15 protein-coding genes are annotated in these 16,253 nt (G+C 68.6%); 9 read left to right on the forward strand and 6 right to left on the reverse strand.

What is annotated here, in order from left to right; translation table 11 throughout:
• Nucleotides 1-100 precede the first annotated feature (100 nt).
• The 4 genes from ACYQ78_RS23910 (at nt 101) to ACYQ78_RS23925 (ending at nt 5,921) form a co-directional block, all read left to right on the forward strand.
• Nucleotides 101-667, forward strand: a complete 567-nt coding sequence (locus ACYQ78_RS23910; protein ID WP_459803124.1) for an HhH-GPD-type base excision DNA repair protein — start codon at nt 101-103, stop codon at nt 665-667.
• Nucleotides 668-844: 177 nt separating this feature from the next.
• Entirely contained in the window at nt 845-2,938 is a 2,094-nt protein-coding gene (locus tag ACYQ78_RS23915; RefSeq protein WP_459803125.1) for a SpoIIE family protein phosphatase, read from the forward strand.
• Nucleotides 2,939-3,156: 218 nt separating this feature from the next.
• Entirely contained in the window at nt 3,157-4,818 is a 1,662-nt protein-coding gene (locus tag ACYQ78_RS23920; RefSeq protein ID WP_459803126.1) for an RNA polymerase sigma factor, read from the forward strand.
• Nucleotides 4,819-5,018: 200 nt separating this feature from the next.
• Entirely contained in the window at nt 5,019-5,921 is a 903-nt protein-coding gene (locus ACYQ78_RS23925) for a hypothetical protein (protein ID WP_459803127.1), read from the forward strand.
• Here ACYQ78_RS23925 and ACYQ78_RS23930 read toward each other — a convergent pair.
• Nucleotides 5,911-6,642 carry a YaaA family protein gene (locus ACYQ78_RS23930; protein WP_459803128.1) on the reverse strand — a complete coding sequence of 244 codons (732 nt, stop codon included), beginning with the start codon at nt 6,640-6,642 and terminating at the stop codon, nt 5,911-5,913. The two genes, ACYQ78_RS23925 and ACYQ78_RS23930, sit on opposite strands and share 11 nt — an antisense overlap.
• Nucleotides 6,643-6,998: 356 nt before the next feature.
• The gene (locus ACYQ78_RS23935; RefSeq protein WP_459803129.1) at nt 6,999-7,229 is read right to left on the reverse strand and encodes a DUF7455 domain-containing protein; all 231 of its coding nucleotides are present in this window, start codon (nt 7,227-7,229) and stop codon (nt 6,999-7,001) included.
• Nucleotides 7,230-7,477: 248 nt separating this feature from the next.
• Here ACYQ78_RS23935 and ACYQ78_RS23940 point away from each other — a divergent pair, with 248 nt between their 5' ends.
• Entirely contained in the window at nt 7,478-9,544 is a 2,067-nt protein-coding gene (locus ACYQ78_RS23940) for a DNA gyrase/topoisomerase IV subunit B (protein WP_459803130.1), read from the forward strand.
• Nucleotides 9,545-10,057: 513 nt separating this feature from the next.
• Here the strand turns inward: ACYQ78_RS23940 and ACYQ78_RS23945 are convergent.
• Complete coding sequence (locus ACYQ78_RS23945) at nt 10,058-10,807, reverse strand: GNAT family N-acetyltransferase (RefSeq protein WP_459803131.1); 750 nt, start codon at nt 10,805-10,807, stop codon at nt 10,058-10,060.
• Entirely contained in the window at nt 10,804-11,322 is a 519-nt protein-coding gene (locus tag ACYQ78_RS23950; RefSeq protein WP_459803132.1) for a beta-class carbonic anhydrase, read from the reverse strand. Before ACYQ78_RS23950 ends, ACYQ78_RS23945 begins: the two co-directional genes overlap by 4 nt.
• A 137-nt stretch (nt 11,323-11,459) precedes the next feature.
• Here ACYQ78_RS23950 and ACYQ78_RS23955 point away from each other — a divergent pair, with 137 nt between their 5' ends.
• The 4 genes from ACYQ78_RS23955 to ACYQ78_RS23970 all read left to right on the forward strand — a co-directional run bounded on the left by ACYQ78_RS23955 (nt 11,460) and on the right by ACYQ78_RS23970 (nt 13,159).
• Entirely contained in the window at nt 11,460-11,747 is a 288-nt protein-coding gene (locus tag ACYQ78_RS23955; protein WP_459803133.1) for a hypothetical protein, read from the forward strand.
• 220 nt (nt 11,748-11,967) lie between these two features.
• Nucleotides 11,968-12,330, forward strand: a complete 363-nt coding sequence (locus tag ACYQ78_RS23960; RefSeq protein WP_459803134.1) for a VOC family protein — start codon at nt 11,968-11,970, stop codon at nt 12,328-12,330.
• A 38-nt stretch (nt 12,331-12,368) separates the two neighbouring features.
• Nucleotides 12,369-12,665 carry an ArsR/SmtB family transcription factor gene (locus ACYQ78_RS23965; protein WP_459803135.1) on the forward strand — a complete coding sequence of 99 codons (297 nt, stop codon included), beginning with the start codon at nt 12,369-12,371 and terminating at the stop codon, nt 12,663-12,665.
• 2 nt (nt 12,666-12,667) lie between these two features.
• Nucleotides 12,668-13,159, forward strand: a complete 492-nt coding sequence (locus ACYQ78_RS23970) for an SRPBCC family protein (RefSeq protein WP_459803136.1) — start codon at nt 12,668-12,670, stop codon at nt 13,157-13,159.
• A 115-nt stretch (nt 13,160-13,274) separates the two neighbouring features.
• Here the strand turns inward: ACYQ78_RS23970 and ACYQ78_RS23975 are convergent, their stop codons facing one another.
• Together ACYQ78_RS23975 and ACYQ78_RS23980 are read right to left on the reverse strand one after the other, a co-directional pair.
• Nucleotides 13,275-15,716, reverse strand: coding sequence for a DNA gyrase/topoisomerase IV subunit A (locus tag ACYQ78_RS23975; protein WP_459803137.1), 2,442 nt, complete (start codon nt 15,714-15,716; stop codon nt 13,275-13,277).
• Nucleotides 15,717-15,753: 37 nt separating this feature from the next.
• A complete protein-coding gene (locus ACYQ78_RS23980) occupies nt 15,754-16,242 on the reverse strand; it encodes a GNAT family N-acetyltransferase (RefSeq protein ID WP_459803138.1) in 489 nt (162 codons plus the stop codon).
• Nucleotides 16,243-16,253: the final 11 nt, after the last annotated feature.

Genomic DNA, 16,253 nt, shown 5'->3' on the forward strand with positions numbered 1-16,253 from the left:
CCGTCTCTCATTCCATAACTTTCCGCGCTGGTGTCAACCCTCCGCGTGGTTTTGTTACATGAGCCAAACACACCAGGGTGACGCGTGCGAAGCTGGAAACATGTACATCCGGCTAACACAGCGGCCCGAGGCCGACGATCTTCTCGGGCGCAGTGGCCTGGCGCTGCTGGTGGGCATGCTGCTCGATCAGCAGGTCCCCATGGAGTGGGCCTTCCAGGGGCCGTACACGATCTCCGAGCGGCTGGGTCACGATCTCGACGCCCACGAGATCGCCGCGATGGACCCGGAAGCCTTCGCCGCGATACTTTCGGCCAAACCGGCCGTGCACCGTTATCCGGGCTCCATGGCCGGGCGCATCAGGCAACTGGCGGCCCATCTGGTGGACCACTACGATGGCGACGCCGAGCGGGTCTGGGCCGACGCGGGAAGCGGCGCCGAATTGCTGCGCCGCCTCACAGATCTTCCCGGGTTCGGCAAGCAGAAGGCGCAGATCTTCCTGGCGCTGCTGGGCAAACAGCTCGGCGTGCAGCCGCCGGGCTGGCGCGAGGCCGCGGGGGCTTACGGCGAGGAGGGGGCGTTCCGGTCGGTCGCCGACGTGGTCGACGCCGGCAGCCTCGCCAAAGTGCGCGCGACCAAGCAGGAAGCGAAGAGGGCCGCCAAAAAGTAAGTCTTATCTTGCTGCGCGAGGTGGCGCTTTTTTGACAGGATGCGTTGACCGCATGCCGGGCGGGGCTTCCGTCCATGCATGCCCATCGCCGATGATGTAGGGCAGAACCGCGCTACTCAATACAGTTATGGAGATGTGCCTCGTGGGAGACCCTGGCACGCGACGGAGGTGCCGACCATGAGCGCCGAAACCTCCGTGCCCCGTCCCCGGGAGTCGGGTTTGGACATCTCAGACTCTGCCCTGTTCAAGGGCCTCATGACGGAGGCGCCTTACGCCTTCGCATTCTTTGACATCTCTGGCCGTTTTGTCCGTGTCAACTCGACCTTTACCGAGCTGACCGGGATGCCTGTCGACCGGCATATCGACCGCACCCCCGCCGACATCCTGTCGGCCGACCTGGCCAATGTGATCGACTCCGCCCTGCGCAGGATCGGCGACGACGGTCTCCCCGTCACCGACCAGCGGTTCCGCACCCGCGCCGAGAACGGCGACAACCGCCACTGGGCCATTTCGTTCTTCCCGCTCCACGACGACGAGGGCGCCGCCCTCGGGACCTCCCTGTTCGGCGTCGACGTCACCCAGCGCCAGACCACCGAAGAAGACCTGCGCCGCAGCGAGGAGCGCTACCGCTCGCTCGTGGAGTCGCAGCAGCAGCTCGTCTGGATCACCACTCCGTCCGGCTCCGTCATGGAGGACGCGCCGCAGTGGCGCGCCATCACCGGCCAGGGGCTCGAGGAATACCTCGCCCACGGCTGGCTCGACGCCGTCCACCCCGACGACCGCCCCGCCGCCGAGGAGGCCTGGCGCGAGGCCCTGCGCGGCCGCACGATGTTCGAGTGGAGCTACCGGGTCCGCACCCGCGCCAGCGGCTACCGCGACTTCGAGGTCCGGGCCGTCCCGATCATCCGCCACGGCCGCGTGATCGAGTGGGTGGGCGCCAACTCTGACGTCACCGCCCAGCGTGAGGCCGAGGAGATGCGCGGCCGCCTGACCGACCAGCTCGGCGCGGCCGCCCTGCGCACCGCCCGGCTCCAGGGCGCCACCGCGATACTGGCCGAGGCGCTCACGGTCGAGCAGGTCGTCCAGGTCATCATCGACGTCGGCCGCACCGCCCTGGCCGCCGACCACTCCGCCGTCGCGCTGCTCGACCCCGACCGCGGCACCCTCAAGGTGATCAACTCCGGCGCGATCCCCGACGCCGGCGGCGCCCCTGGTGAGGACATCTCCCTGTCGCGCTCCAGCGTCATGACCATGGCCGTCAACAGCCGCCGCCCGGTCTTCGCCGAGTCGCCCGAGAGCCTGCGCGCCCAGCTCGCCGACGCGGGCGGCGAGACCGACCAGATCAACGGCTTCCTCGCCCACACCCAGGAGCGGGCCTGGGTGGGCCTCCCGCTGCTCGCCGCCGGGCGGGCGCTGGGAGCGCTCCGGTTCTCCTTCACCCGCCCCCAGAAGATCTCCCAGGAAGACGGGGTGTTCCTGGAGGCCCTGGCCGGTCAGTGCGCGCTGGCCGTCGAGCGGGCCACCCTGTTCGAGCGTGAGCACCGCACCGCCGAGACGCTCCAGCGCAGCCTGCTCCCCGAGCGGCTGCCGGTCGTGCGCGGCCTCGTGCTGGCCCAGCGCTTCCGCTCGGGCTCACGCCACGTCCAGGTCGGCGGCGACTGGTACGACGCCTTCGTGCTCCAAGACGGCCGGGTGGCCGCCGTGGTCGGCGACGTCATGGGCAAGGGCGTCAAGGCCGCCGCCGGAATGGGCCGCATCCGCAACGCGATGCGCGCCCTGGCGCTGACCAACCCGCCCCCCGCGGCCGTGCTCACCGGGCTCGACCGCGTTTTCGAGGCGACCGAGGAAGAAGAGCAGGTCACGACGCTGGCCTACATGGTCGTCGAGCCCACCACCGGCGAGGGCACCCTCGCGCTGGCCGGTCACCCGCCGCCCCTGCTGGTCTCCCCGCAGGGCACGGCGATCCTCCAGGAGTGCGAGCCCGGCACTCCGCTCGGCTGGGCGACCAGCCGCAAGCAGTTCCGCTTCTCCGTGCCGCCGGGCCATACGGCGGTGCTCTACTCCGACGGACTCGTCGAAAACCGCAAGCGGGGTCTGGACGCCGGTCTCCGGGAACTTTCCGCCGTCGTCGCGGAAGCACCTGAGGAGATCTTGACAAGTCCCCATATGTTGCTTGATTTCCTGGTGGACCGGATGTTGTCCGGGTATGAACAGGATGATGACGTCACGGTGCTTGCGGTCCATGTTCCCGCTGCCACGAAGAGTGACTGAATGAATCAGTCATAACGGTTGCTTTCGGGTATCGGTGACTGGCTTCCGTACGCACCAGTCCTTCGGTCGGCCTAGGGTGGAGGGCAACCGGCCGGAGGCGGCCGTACGGGGTTTGGCGGCGTGTCAGAATGGCATGTCGCCCACCGTGCGACCTCGCCATCGGAGAAGAAGCAACCACCTGGGTCCATTCTCGCCATGCGTTCGTTCGAGAGGTGTTCGTGTCGCCTGCAAGTTCGACTCGCTCGAAGCCGTCGGAGCTGAACGAGCCAGTGATTCAGCAGCTCCTCGAGCGTGGGCGCTCGCAGGGTTTCCTCGAAGCCGAGGATGTCCGCCGGGCCGTCGAGGAAGCGGACATTCCGGTGCCGCAAGTCGCCGGAATCCTGCGCAGCCTCAGCAAAGAGGGCATCATCGTGAGGCTCACCGCCGAGGACTCCGCGGGGCCGAAGAAAGCGAAGCCCCCCGCGAAGACCCGCGCCAAGGCCGCGCCCGTCAAGAAGACGTCCACCAAGGCCGCCGCCGCCAAGGAGTCGCAGCCCGAGACCGTCACCGCCGTGGTGACCGATCCGGCGCCCGCTCCGGCCGCGAAGAAGCCGGCCGCCAAGAAGGCCGCCCCGGCCGCGAAGCCCGCCGCGACCGCGAAGAAGACCGCCCCCGGCGCCAAGGCCGAGGCGCCCGCCAACGGCCCCGCCGTCCCCGGCGCCAAGGCCGACGCGAAGCCCAAGTCGGCCGAGCTGTCCGGTGAAGACGACGACGACATCGAAGACGTCGACATCGAAGACTTCGACATCGAGGACATCGAAGAGGTCGAGGTCGAGGTAGAGGGCGAAGAGGCCGAGGCCGAAGGCGACTCCGAAGAGGAGACGACCGACGAGCCCAAGGCCGAGGTCGTGGTCAAGGTCGAAGAAGAGGTCCTGATCCTCACCGACGACGACGATGACGCCCCCGTGGCGCAGGTCGCCGCCGCCGGTGCCACCGCCGACCCGGTGAAGGACTACCTGAAGCAGATCGGCAAGGTCCCGCTGCTCAACGCCGAGCAGGAGGTCGAGCTCGCCAAGCGCATCGAGGCCGGCCTGTTCGCCGAGGAGCAGCTCGGCACCGACGGTGACCAGCTCCCGGTCGACGTCCGCGCCGAGCTCGAATGGATCGCCGAAGACGGCCGCCGGGCCAAGAACCACCTGCTGGAGGCCAACCTCCGACTCGTGGTCTCGCTGGCCAAGCGCTACACCGGCCGCGGCATGCTGTTCCTGGACCTGATCCAGGAGGGCAACCTCGGTCTGATCCGCGCCGTCGAGAAGTTCGACTACACCAAGGGCTACAAGTTCTCGACCTACGCCACGTGGTGGATCCGCCAGGCGATCACCCGGGCCATGGCCGACCAGGCGCGGACGATCCGCATCCCGGTCCACATGGTCGAAGTGATCAACAAGCTGGCCCGCGTGCAGCGGCAGATGCTCCAGGATCTGGGCCGCGAGCCCACCCCGGAGGAGCTGGCCCGCGAGCTCGACATGACCCCCGAAAAGGTCATCGAGGTCCAGAAATACGGTCGCGAGCCGATTTCGCTCCACACCCCCCTCGGCGAGGAGGGTGACAGCGAGTTCGGTGACCTGATCGAAGACTCCGAGGCCATCGTCCCGGCCGACGCCGTCAGCTTCACGCTGCTCCAGGAGCAGCTCCACAGCGTTCTGGACACCCTGTCCGAGCGCGAGGCGGGCGTCGTCTCGATGCGGTTCGGCCTCACCGACGGCCAGCCGAAGACCCTCGACGAGATCGGCAAGGTCTACGGCGTGACGCGCGAGCGCATCCGCCAGATCGAGTCGAAGACGATGTCGAAACTGCGGCACCCGTCGCGTTCGCAGGTCCTGCGCGACTATCTCGACTAAGGGATAACCGTAAATCTGGCCCGGTGCGCAATATTGCGTGCCGGGTCGGATTTATATTCTGGTTTTACGCGGGTGTAACACAGAAGTATCCCCTCGCCAACTCCCCACTTCTATGCTGCCTCCCCATGGGAGTAATCGAAGTGGATCGAGCACGTGCTCGGGGGCCACGAGTGATCCCGGACCGCCCTTGGGCGGACATCATGCTGGACGAGGCGGTTCTGGCTGTTCAGCGCCGTAATTTCGAGGCGGCAGCCCCCCTTCTCGCCGCCACCAGGGGCGATCCCGAAGTACGCGCATTACGGATCGAAGCCCTCTCCCGTGCCGCGATGGGAATGAGCCGCGGCATCGAAAGCCTCATCGCCCGCGATCAGGCCAATCCTGATCTGTGGCTGTGGCTCGGCAGAACCAGAATCGAGGAAGCCTGGGACATAAAACCGGAGGTCAAGGCCAGGGCCGTGCAGGCCCAACGGCTGGAGGCCTACCACGCGGCCATGGAAAGCGCCCGCCAGCCCCTGCTCACCGCGGCCGGCCTGATGCCCGCCGACCCCGTTCCCTGGGAGTCGATGCTCTGGCTCGCCCTCGGCCTCGAACGCCCCCGGACCGACAAGGACTCGGTCTGGTACGAATGCTCCCGCCGCTGGCCGACCCTCTATTCGGCCAATGTGGCCCGCCTGATCACCCTTTCCCCCGGCTGGGGCGGCACCGCGACCGAAATGCTGGAATTCGCACGCACGGTCCTCGCCAACGCTCCCGAGGGAAGCCCCCTTCCCGCCTTGATCCCCCTGGCGCACTTCGAGAACACCGCCTCGGAACGCACTCCCATGTCGCGCGGGGGCTGGTTCAGCTTCGACGCGCAACGGGAGATCGTCGCCGCGGCGGGCCAGTGGTCCCAGCGCCGGATCGGCCCCGCGCATCCCCGCTCCATCGAGGCCCACAACGCCTTCGGAGCCGCCTTCTACCTTTCTGACCTGCGACGTCCGGCGAGGGGACATCTCACGCGGACGGGCGGGCGCTTCAGCAGACTGCCGTGGTCACACCTCGGCGGCGAGCCGGAGAACCAGTTCCAGCGGGCCTGCAACAAACTGAACGTCATCACGAACTGAGCACCACGTCGAGCCTGCCCGGGTGGAGCTCGACGGCATGACCAAGCCTGGTCAGCAGGTGGGCGAGCTCGCCGGCATCCCTTGCCGGGGCGGGGCTCTCCACCAGCGACCGGGCGATCAGACCACGTGTGAGTTTGGCCATGTGGCTGACGACGGTCCGGTCCTTGGTGAGGACCCTGACCGAAACCGTCTCCCTCTTGGGCTTCCACGCCGCCGCGTAGGTGGCCGACCTGAGATCGACCACGAGCCCCTCGGCCTGGTCGAGCAGCGGGGCCAGGCTCGGCTTCCAGAAGGCGGCCAGACCGCCGACCGGTGGGAGGCGGACCCCCATCGAGAGCCGGTAGGGCGGGACCCGGTCACCCAGCCTGAGCGCTCCCCAGAGCCCTGAGAAGACGACGAGCCGTTTCGTGGCGCGCGCCTTGGCCTTGGAATCGAGCGTGGCGAGGCTCAGGGCGTCGTAGAGGACCCCGGTGTAGAGGTCGGAGACCTTGACGGTGCGGGCCGACCGCAGGCCCTGGTTGCGGCTGATCTCCTTGGCGAGGCCCGGAGGGAGACCGAGGACCTGGTGGGCTTGGTCGGGGGTGTGACAGAGCTCGATGAGCGCGTCGAGGACCTTCTCACGGGAGGAGGTCAGCTCGGGGAAACTCAGCGACTCGAGATCGAGCGGACGGCCCCGGCCGGAGGCCGCCTTGCCCTCCGAGGGCGGCAGGAGGATCAGCACGTGCCTAGCCTAGGGGCGAACGCGCAGGTGGACGGCACGGGGAATTTCTCGCCTGCTCTCCCGCTATCGCGCGGCACGGGCCTTGTGAGGCGGGTGCGTCTGCTGTCACGTGGCCGGTGTTGACGCCGTTACGAGGTGTGCGACGGCCGCCACCGTCTGCTCCGCTGGGGAGGCCGTCGTGGCGTTGCCGTGGAGTCGTTGCGGCGCTAGGCAGGGCGCGGTGAGGGGCGCCGGTTGCGGGCGATACCCGGGGCGGTGGGCGGTGCCGGGGTGGGCGGAGCCGTAACGGAAGAGGAAATGACTACGGCGTGATCAGGGGATGCCTGATCACGCCGTCGTCGACGTTAGTGGCCGGATCACCGCTCGTCGGGAGCGGCGGAGGCGGTTGTCGAACTGAGTCGGGCTGATTCGTCCTGGATCTCAGCGCCCTTGTCGCGCAATGCGGCCACATGCTGTCGGCCGTGGTGTGCGCAGAACAGGAGTTCGGCGCCTACCGGAAGAATCGCGCGAATGTAGGCCTGAGCGCCGCATCGGTCGCAGCGGTCTAGGGCGGTCAGCGGCTTGGTGGGGGCGAGAGCTCCAGTCACGTATCGCCTTTCGGGTCACCCCGTTGACCGGGGATGTTGGCGTCACAGTCACTTGGGACAACATCTAACCGGATGAGGGCGTTCCCAATCACCTCCTGACTACGCCGAGAGCGGAATGTTCCGAAAGGTGACGTGGATCACACCGCAGGTAACGAGAAGCCCTGGACAGCTGGCAAGCTGGTAGTCGTAAAACCACGCCAAGCGCTAAGCTGCGTACGCGTGTTCGACTGTTGAGCGTGGGAGCTGGAGTGACGGTAGCGGAGACGGGTTACACGGCTCGTCATCTGTCGGTTCTGGAAGGTCTCGAAGCCGTCCGCAAGCGCCCGGGGATGTACATCGGCTCGACCGACAGCCGTGGCCTCATGCACTGCCTGTGGGAGATCGTCGACAACGGTGTGGACGAGGCGCTGGCCGGATACTGCTCGCTGATCGAGGTGGAGCTCCATCCCGACGGCTCGATCGAGGTGCGCGACAACGGGCGCGGCATCCCGGTCGACGTCGAGCCCAAGAGCGGGCTGGCGGGTGTCGAGCTCGTCTACACGAAGCTCCACGCCGGCGGGAAGTTCGGCGGTGGCTCCTACGGCGCCTCCGGCGGTCTCCACGGTGTGGGTGCCTCGGTGGTCAACGCCCTGTCGTCCCGCCTCGATGTCGAGGTCGACCGAGGCGGGCGGGTCCACGAGATCAGCTTCCGGCGCGGCGTCCCCGGCGTCTTCGACGGCGACGGGCCCACGGCCAAGTTCAAGAAGAAGTCCGGCCTGCGCGACGGCGGCCCGCTCGGAGCCCGGGTCACGGGCACGCGGGTGCGCTTCTGGGCCGACCGGCAGATCTTCCTGCCCGAGGCGGAGGTCTCGCTCGACGAGATCCACGTCAGGCTGCGGCAGACCGCCTTCCTGGTGCCCGGCCTGACCCTGTCGGTACGCGACAGCCGCGGCGCGGAGCCCACCGAGGAGATCTTCCGCTTCGACGGCGGGATCAGCGAGTTCACCGAGTTCCTGGCGCGCGACGAGGCCGTCTGCGACGTGCTGCGCATGCAGGGGCAGGGCCACTTCCACGAGACCGTGCCGGTGCTCGACGAACAGGGCCACATGACGCCGACCAAGGTCGAGCGCGAGATGGTCGTCGATGTGGCGGTGCGCTGGGGCAAGGGCTACGACTCCACCGTCCGGTCGTTCGTCAACGTGATCGCCACCCCCAAGGGCGGCACCCACGTGCTCGGTTTCGAGCGGGCGCTGGTGCGCACGATGAACGAATTACTGCGTGAGTCCCGGCTGCTCAGGGCCAACGACGACGGCGTGACCAAAGAGGACATCCTCGAGGGTCTGACCAGCGTGGTGACCGTCCGGGTGGCCGAACCGCAGTTCGAGGGCCAGACCAAGGAGGTGCTCGGCACCTCCGCGGCGACCCGCATCGTGACCACGGTCGTCTCGCGGGAGCTCCGCGAGATCTTCACCAACGCCTCACGCAGCGCGAAGCCGCAGCTCAGGGCCGTCCTGGAGAAGATCGTCGCGGCGGCCAAGGCCCGCATCGCGGCCCGCGAGCACCGCGACAACCAGCGCCGCAAGACCGCGCTCGAGAGCTCGGCGCTGCCGGCCAAGCTGGTCGACTGCCGTAGCGACGGCGTCGACCGCAGCGAGCTGTTCATCGTCGAGGGAGACTCGGCGCTGGGCACCGCCAAGCTGGCGCGCGACTCCGAGTTCCAGGCGCTGCTCCCCATCCGGGGCAAGATCCTCAACGTGCAGAAGGCGTCCGTGAGCGACATGCTCAAGAACACCGAGTGCGCGGCGATCATCCAGGTGGTGGGTGCGGGGTCGGGCCGGTCGTTCGACATCGAGCAGGCGCGCTACGGGAAGATCATTCTCATGGCCGACGCCGACGTCGACGGTGCGCACATCCGGTGCCTGCTGCTGACCCTGTTCCATCGCTATATGCGGCCGATGGTGGAGGCGGGGCGGGTCTTCGCCGCGGTGCCCCCGCTGCACCGGGTGGAGCTGACCAATCCGGGGCGGGGGCAGGAGAAGTACATCTACTGCTACTCCGACGCCGAACTGCACAAGGTTCTGGGCGGGCTCCGGAAGCGGAACAAGAAGTGGAAGGAACCGCCGCAGCGCTACAAGGGTCTCGGCGAGATGGACGCCGACCAGCTGGCGGAGACGACCATGGACCCGCGTCACCGGGTGCTGCGACGCATCCGGATCGAGGACGTCGAAGAGGGCGAGCGCATCTTCGACCTGCTGATGGGGAGCGACGTGGCGCCCCGCCGGGAGTTCATCGTGAGCTCGGCCTCCGACATCGACCGCGACCACATCGACGCCTGACGCCCTCCCTCTTTTGGATCACTTCCGCTGCTGACGGGAATGGTCTTGAGCGGTTATGGCATCGCGCCTGGCGGCTTGAGCGCGCCGGGACGAGTTGACGAACGCGTCTGGCCGGGTCACGGGCCGCGCCATTTTGTCGCTGGCCCGTCTCCGGCGCGGAGCGGGCGGTATGCCGAAATTTCGGGCACCGAGGTGCCTGATGTCGCTTCGCCGGCGATTCGGCGGGGGCAGCAAGTGGGTTCGCGACGACTGGTCTGCGGGCGGGTTTGCGGCGTTCAAACGCCGAAATTTCGGGCGGCGAAGCTTTTCCGAGGCCGTGGTTTCGGCGATCTCGGCGCGCGGTCGAGGGGCCGCGTCACAGTCGGCGCTCGTCGGTGATGGACACCCGCTGCACTGTCGCCTGGTCTGTTTGGTCGAGCTGTCTGATGTCGCGTGATGGCGGCTCGGTGGGAGCAGCGGGTGCGCTTGTGGTGCCGAATGGCGAAGTTTCGGGTGGCGGACCGTTTGGTCGGCTCAGCCGAATTTCCGGAATGCGTGGGTTGTGCCGATGGGCAGGAAGCCCAGGCGGGCGTAGAAGTCCTTGGGCCAGTCGTTCTGGTCGGCTTCCAGAAACAGGGACAGACCGGCCGCCCGGTGGATGGCCTCCGTCACGATCGCGCGGGCGTGGCCTCGGCGCTGGTGGGACGGGTCGGTGATCAGGTCGTCGAACTGGGCCAGGCCCGAGGCGCGGTGGACGTACAGGTCGCCGTGGCACACGATCGTCGCTCCGTCGCGGATCGCCAGGAAGGTCACGTCGTAGCCGTCCTGGAGGAGGGCGGAGCGGCGCTCTGTCAGCTCGTCGAGCTCCTCAGGGGCGATCTGGGGGTATTCGGCGGCCCAGGCGGCTCTGACGACCTCCTGGAGCTCCTCTGTCGCCACAGTCGCCACGTGGGGCTCCGAGGGCGGTGTGGGGCCCTGGTGGAGCATCAGGACGTTGGTCTCGTGGCCGTAGCCCACTTCGGTCAGTGACGCGGCCACGGCCGTCGCGGTCGGCTCGTGGTGGATCTCGACCAGCCGGTGGCCGGCCCCGCTGAGGGCGTGGTCGGCCAGGGCCAGGATGTCTCGTGCGTCCGCCGGGCCGGTGATCACGACCTTGTTGTGGTGGTGTGAGGCGGCGTACCGGAGATTCCGCACGGTGAACCCGAAGGGGTGCTCCTGGACATCGTCGGCCTGGGAGCGGATGTGGTCCTCCTTGAACCGGAGGACCCGGTCGAGCATGGTCATGCGGCGGCGTTCCTGCGCAGTTCCTCGATGGGGGTGAGCTTGCCGGTCCGGACGTCGTAGATCGCGCCGCCGACGGCGACCACGCCGTCGAGGAACGGGCTGGTCCGGATGCGGATGAGGTCGTGCCGGAGGGCCGCGTTCTGGTCGGGGACGGTGTGGAAGTCGAGGCTGCGGGTGTCGACGCCCTGGGCCCTCGCCAGGTCGTGGATGTCGTCGTCGGTGACCTTCGTCATGCCGCAGTCGGTGTGGGGCATCACGAGTACCCGGTTCACACCGAGCACGAACACGGCCACGACGAGGGTGCGCAGCACGTCGTCGGTCACGCGGGCGCCCGCGTTTCGGAGGATCTTGGCGTCGCCGGGTTTGAGGCCCAGCAGGCCGAGGGGGTCGATGCGTGAGTCCATACACGTCACGACGGCCAGGCCACGGGCGGCCGTGCCGGTCAGGCCGGAACCCGTGAACGTGGCGGAATAGGTCTCATTGGCGGCCAGGAGGTCGTCGAAGGCACCGTTCATGTACGGAATGTTCCCGCAAACCGCTTTCGTGACCTTTCCCGGGGTCTACCAATGCGGTGAACCACCTCCGAACTCGTGTCACCCTAGGTAATTATCCGTGACGTAAAGTCGCCGACCGTTTGAGGAGACCCGAGAACATGAGCACCACCGCGCCCCTCTCCGACCATCTTCGCGCCCACGCCCGCCGTCGCCTCGACCGCGTGGAGCCGTCGGATGAGGGCCGCAACGCGCGTCTGGCCCTCGCCCTGATCGACGCGGCCTGCTACGTGGACACGCTCCCGGAGGACGACCCGGTGATCGTCGCACTGCGTGAGACGGGAATGCTGAAGCCCGACGGCTTCGAACCGGGCGACCGCGAGGCCCAGTTGCTGGCGGAATGGCCCGGCGGCGACCCGGCGCAACTGCTGGCGGCCTTGGCGAGGTAGGTCTCGGCGGCTCGTCTTGGCGACCGCGGGGGCCGCAGGGTGGTGGCCCGCCTGACTGTCGTGGTGGTGCTCTGAAGGTTCGCCGGGTTCGGGGGAGTGGTCCCGCTCGGCGGTGGACTCGGGGTGGGCTGGGCAGGGGCCGGGATATTGCCTGGCATATCCGGCGACACCGGTATAGCTTCTTTACCGGTTACCTCCTCATGGAAAGCGAGAGACGTCCATGGCCATCGCCGCCCTTCATTCGTTCGTGTACGACTGCCCCGACCCTCAGGCCCTCGCCGGCTTCTACAAGGAACTTCTCGGCTGGGAGGTCGTGCGGGACGACACCGACTGGGTCACGATCGGGGACGGCGGGCCGGTGCAGCTGGCGTTCCAGCACGCGCCCGACTACGTCCCGCCGGTCTGGCCGCAGCCCGATCACCCCCAGCAGGCCCACCTCGACGTCACCGTTGACGACCTGGTCGAGGCGGGGGAGCGGGTCGTCGCGCTGGGCGCGGTCAAGCATCACCACCAGCCGGGCAACGAGAAGGGTTTCGTCGTCTATCTCGACCCGGCGGGTCATCCGTTCTGTCTCTGCGATTGACGTCTTATATTCCCGTCGGGGAATATAGGCTGGTGGACGTGTTCGTAGTGCTCGCCGAGCCGGCCAGGCGCCGCATTCTCGACCGGTTGCGCCGGTCGGAGAGCAGCGTCGGGGAGCTCGTACACGAGCTGTCGATGGGCCAGCCCGCCGTCTCCAAGCACCTCAAAGTGCTCCGGGAGGCGGGGCTGGTCTCGTCGCGCACGGCGGCGCAGCAGCGCATCTACCGCATCGAGCCCCGTCCGCTGGCGGCCCTCGACGAATGGCTGGCGCCCTACCGCCGCCTCTGGGACGACCGGCTCGACGCCCTCGAAGCCCACCTCGACCGGCAGGAGTAGCCATGGATCTCGCGGACGTGTCGTCCCACCCCGAGGACGACGGCCGGTGGACCCTCGTGTTCACCCGGGAACTACGTCACGGCCCCGAGAAGGTCTGGGCCGCCCTGACCGAAGCTGGCCAGCTGAAGGAGTGGGCCCCGTTCGAGTCCAGCCGTGATCTCGGTGCGCCGGGCGAGGCCACCCTGGTCATGGACGGCGCCGGCACCGGCGAGACCGTCACCAGGGCGGAGCCGCCGCACCTCCTCGAATACACGTGGGGCGGCGACCTCCTCCGCTGGGAGCTCGAACCCACCGAGGCCGGCACCCGCCTGCGCCTGTCGCACACCATGCCGGGCCCCGAATGGGGAGCGCGCAACGCCGCAGGGTGGCACGTCTGCCTCGACGTCGCCGACCGTCTCCTCGCGGGCACCTCGAAGGGCCGCATCGTGGGGGACGACGCCCGGGAGCACGGCTGGCAGGAGCTCCACGACGCGTACACGACGAAACTGTCGTGACTGGCACCGCCTAGGCGTGACACGCGGGGTTCTCAGGCGACGAGGGAAGGCCCCCGGTGCCCGCCGAAAGGGCACCGGGGAGCTTGTGGCAGGTGGCCGTCTCGTCAGCCGTTCCCTAGAGGGCGCCGCCGATCGCCGAGACCGTGTGGGTCAGGCGGACGCCCGAGCCGTCGCGGCGGCCGATCTCGTCGGGCAGTGGCACCGGCTTGCCGACCGACGACACCGCCTTGGCGGGGCTCGGACCGGCCCAGGCCAGCAGCAGCACGTCTTCGCCCTTCAGGAAGCGCTGGGCCCGCACCCCGCCCGTCGCGCGGCCCTTCGCGGGGAACTCGGCGTAGTCGGAGATCTTGCCGCCGCCGATCTGGGTGCCGGGCAGGGCGGTGGAGGAACCCGCGATCGTCACCACGCACGACTCACGCGCGGGGTCGATCGCGCCGAACCAGATGACCTTGGCGCCGGGCTCGACCCGGATGCCGGCCATGCCGCCGGCCGGGCGGCCCTGCGGGCGGACGTTGGTCGCCGTGTAGCGCAGCAGCTGGGCGTCGGAGGTGATGAACACCAGGTCGTGGTCTTCGGAGGTGAGCTCGACGGCGCCGATCACGGTGTCGCCGTCTTTCAGGCCGATGACCTCGAACTCGTCGCGGTTGGCCGGATAGTCGGGCACGACCCGCTTCACCACGCCCTGTTCGGTGCCCAGCGCCAGGCCGGGGCCGTCGGGGTCGAGGGAGCCGATGCCGACGACGGTCTCGTCGGCGGCCAGCGACACGTATTCGGCCACCGGATGCCCGCCCGCCAAGGAGGGCGGACCGGCCGAGCCCGGCAGCGTCGGCAGGTCGACGACCGACACGCGGATCATGCGGCCCAGCGAGGTGACCACGCCGACCTCGCCGCGGACCGTCGACCGGACGGCCGACACGAGCACGTCGTGGACGCTGCGCTCGCCCACCCCGGGCAAGGGTGAGGCGTCGAGGGTGCGGGCCAGCAGGCCGGTGGAGGAGAGCAGGACCAGGCACGGGTCGTCGGCGACCTCGAGCGGGACGGCGGCCACCGCCGCCACGCCGCCTTCGAGCAGGACGGTGCGCCGGGGGGTGCCGTAGGTCTTGGCGACCTGGGCGAGCTCGTCGGAGACGACCTTGCGGAGCTTCAGGTCGGAGGCGAGGATCTCGCTGAGCTCCGCGATCTCGCGGGTCAGCGTCTCCTTCTCCTTGTCGAGTTCGAGGTTGTCGTAGCGGGTGAGGCGGCGCAGCGGGGTGTCGAGGATGTAGTTGGCCTGGATCTCGCTCAGCGAGAAGGTCTCGATCAGGCCGGTGCGGGCCGCCGCCGAGTCGTCGGCGTTGCGGATGACCCGGATGACCTCGTCGATGTTGAGCAGGGCGATGATCAGGCCCTCGACCAGGTGGAGCCGCTCCTCGCGCTTGCGCCGCCGGTAGAGGGAGCGGCGGCGGACGACGTCGATGCGGTGGTCGACGTACACGGAGAGGAGTTCGCGCAGGCCCAGGGTGCGCGGCTGGCCGTCGACCAGGGCGACGTTGTTGATGCCGAACGTCTCCTCCATCGGGGTCAGCCGATAGAGCTCCTCGAGCACCGCCTCGGGGTTGAAACCGTTCTTGATCTCGATGACCAGCTGGAGGCCCTTGTGCCGGTCGGTGAGGTCTTTCAGGTCGGCGATGCCGGTCAGCTTCTTGGACGTCACCAGTTCCTTGATCTTGGTGACCACCCGCTCGGGGCCCACGTTGTAGGGCAGGGCGGTGACGACCAGGCCCTTGCGGCGCGGCGTGACGTTCTCGACCGTCGCGGTGGCCCGCATCTTGAAGGTGCCGCGGCCGGTGCGGTAGGCGTCGTGGATGCCGCCCAGGCCGTTGATGTAGCCGCCGGTCGGCAGGTCGGGACCGGGGATGAAGTTCATCAGGTCGTCGAGCGTGGCGTCGGGGTGCTTCAGCAGGTGGCGCGCGGCGGCCACGACCTCGACCAGGTTGTGGGGCGCCATGTTGGTGGCCATGCCGACCGCGATGCCGGTCGAGCCGTTGACCAGCAGGTTGGGGAACGCCGACCCCAGGACCGAGGGCTCGGTCTCCTGGCCGTCGTAGTTGGGCTTGAAGTCGACCGTGTCCTCGTCGATCGACTGCACCATGAGCATCGCCGCGTCGGACAGGCGCGCCTCGGTGTAACGCATGGCGGCGGGCAGGTCGTCGGGCGAGCCGAAGTTGCCGTGGCCGTCGACCAGGGGCAGCCGCATCGAGAACGGCTGCGCCTGGCGGACCAGCGCGTCGTAGATCGCGCCGTCGCCGTGGGGGTGGAGCTTGCCCATGACCTCGCCCACGACGCGGGACGACTTCACATGCCCCCGGTCGGGACGCAGCCCCATCTCGTTCATCGAGTAGAGGATGCGGCGCTGCACGGGCTTCAGCCCGTCGCGGGCGTCGGGGAGCGCGCGCTGGTAGATGACGCTGTAGGCGTACTCCAGGAAGCTGGTGCGCATCTCCGCGGACACGTCGATGTCGACGATCCGCTCCTCGAAGTCCTCGTCGGGCGGGGGGCTGGTCGTTCGTCGGGCCATGTCGAACATTTTGCCGGTCCGCACCGACACCCGCGACTCAGACCGCCGAGACTTCCGTTTTGTACAGGCGGAAACCCCTGGCCTCGTAGTTTCCGCGCGCCGCCGGGGAGTCGAGTGAACAGGTGTGCACCCAGACCCGCTCGGTGGCCAGACTCCAGGCCCGTTCGACGCCGTAGTGCAGGAGATGCCCGCCGACGCCCTTGCCGATGGCGAAGGGAAGAAGCCCGAAGTAGGCGACCTCCACTGAGGAGCCCTGTGGTTCCAGCGCGATGTAGCCCGCCGGTGTGCCGCGAAGGTAGGCCACCCAGGTCTCGACACCCAGGTCGAGCCACGTGAGCCACTGCTCATCGGTCCACGAAAGGCGGTCGGTCCACTGCCAGCCGCCGCCCACCGCGCCATAGAGGAAGCGGTGGAAATCGGCTGACGGGGTTTCGGCCCGGACGATGTCGACATCGTCGCGAGGAGGCCGGGCGGCCCGTAGATCGGAGGGAGAGGTCTGTTCGAGGTACCAGGTGGTGACGTCCACATGAGGAATTT

This window comes from Herbidospora sp. RD11066, from assembly GCF_054661255.1.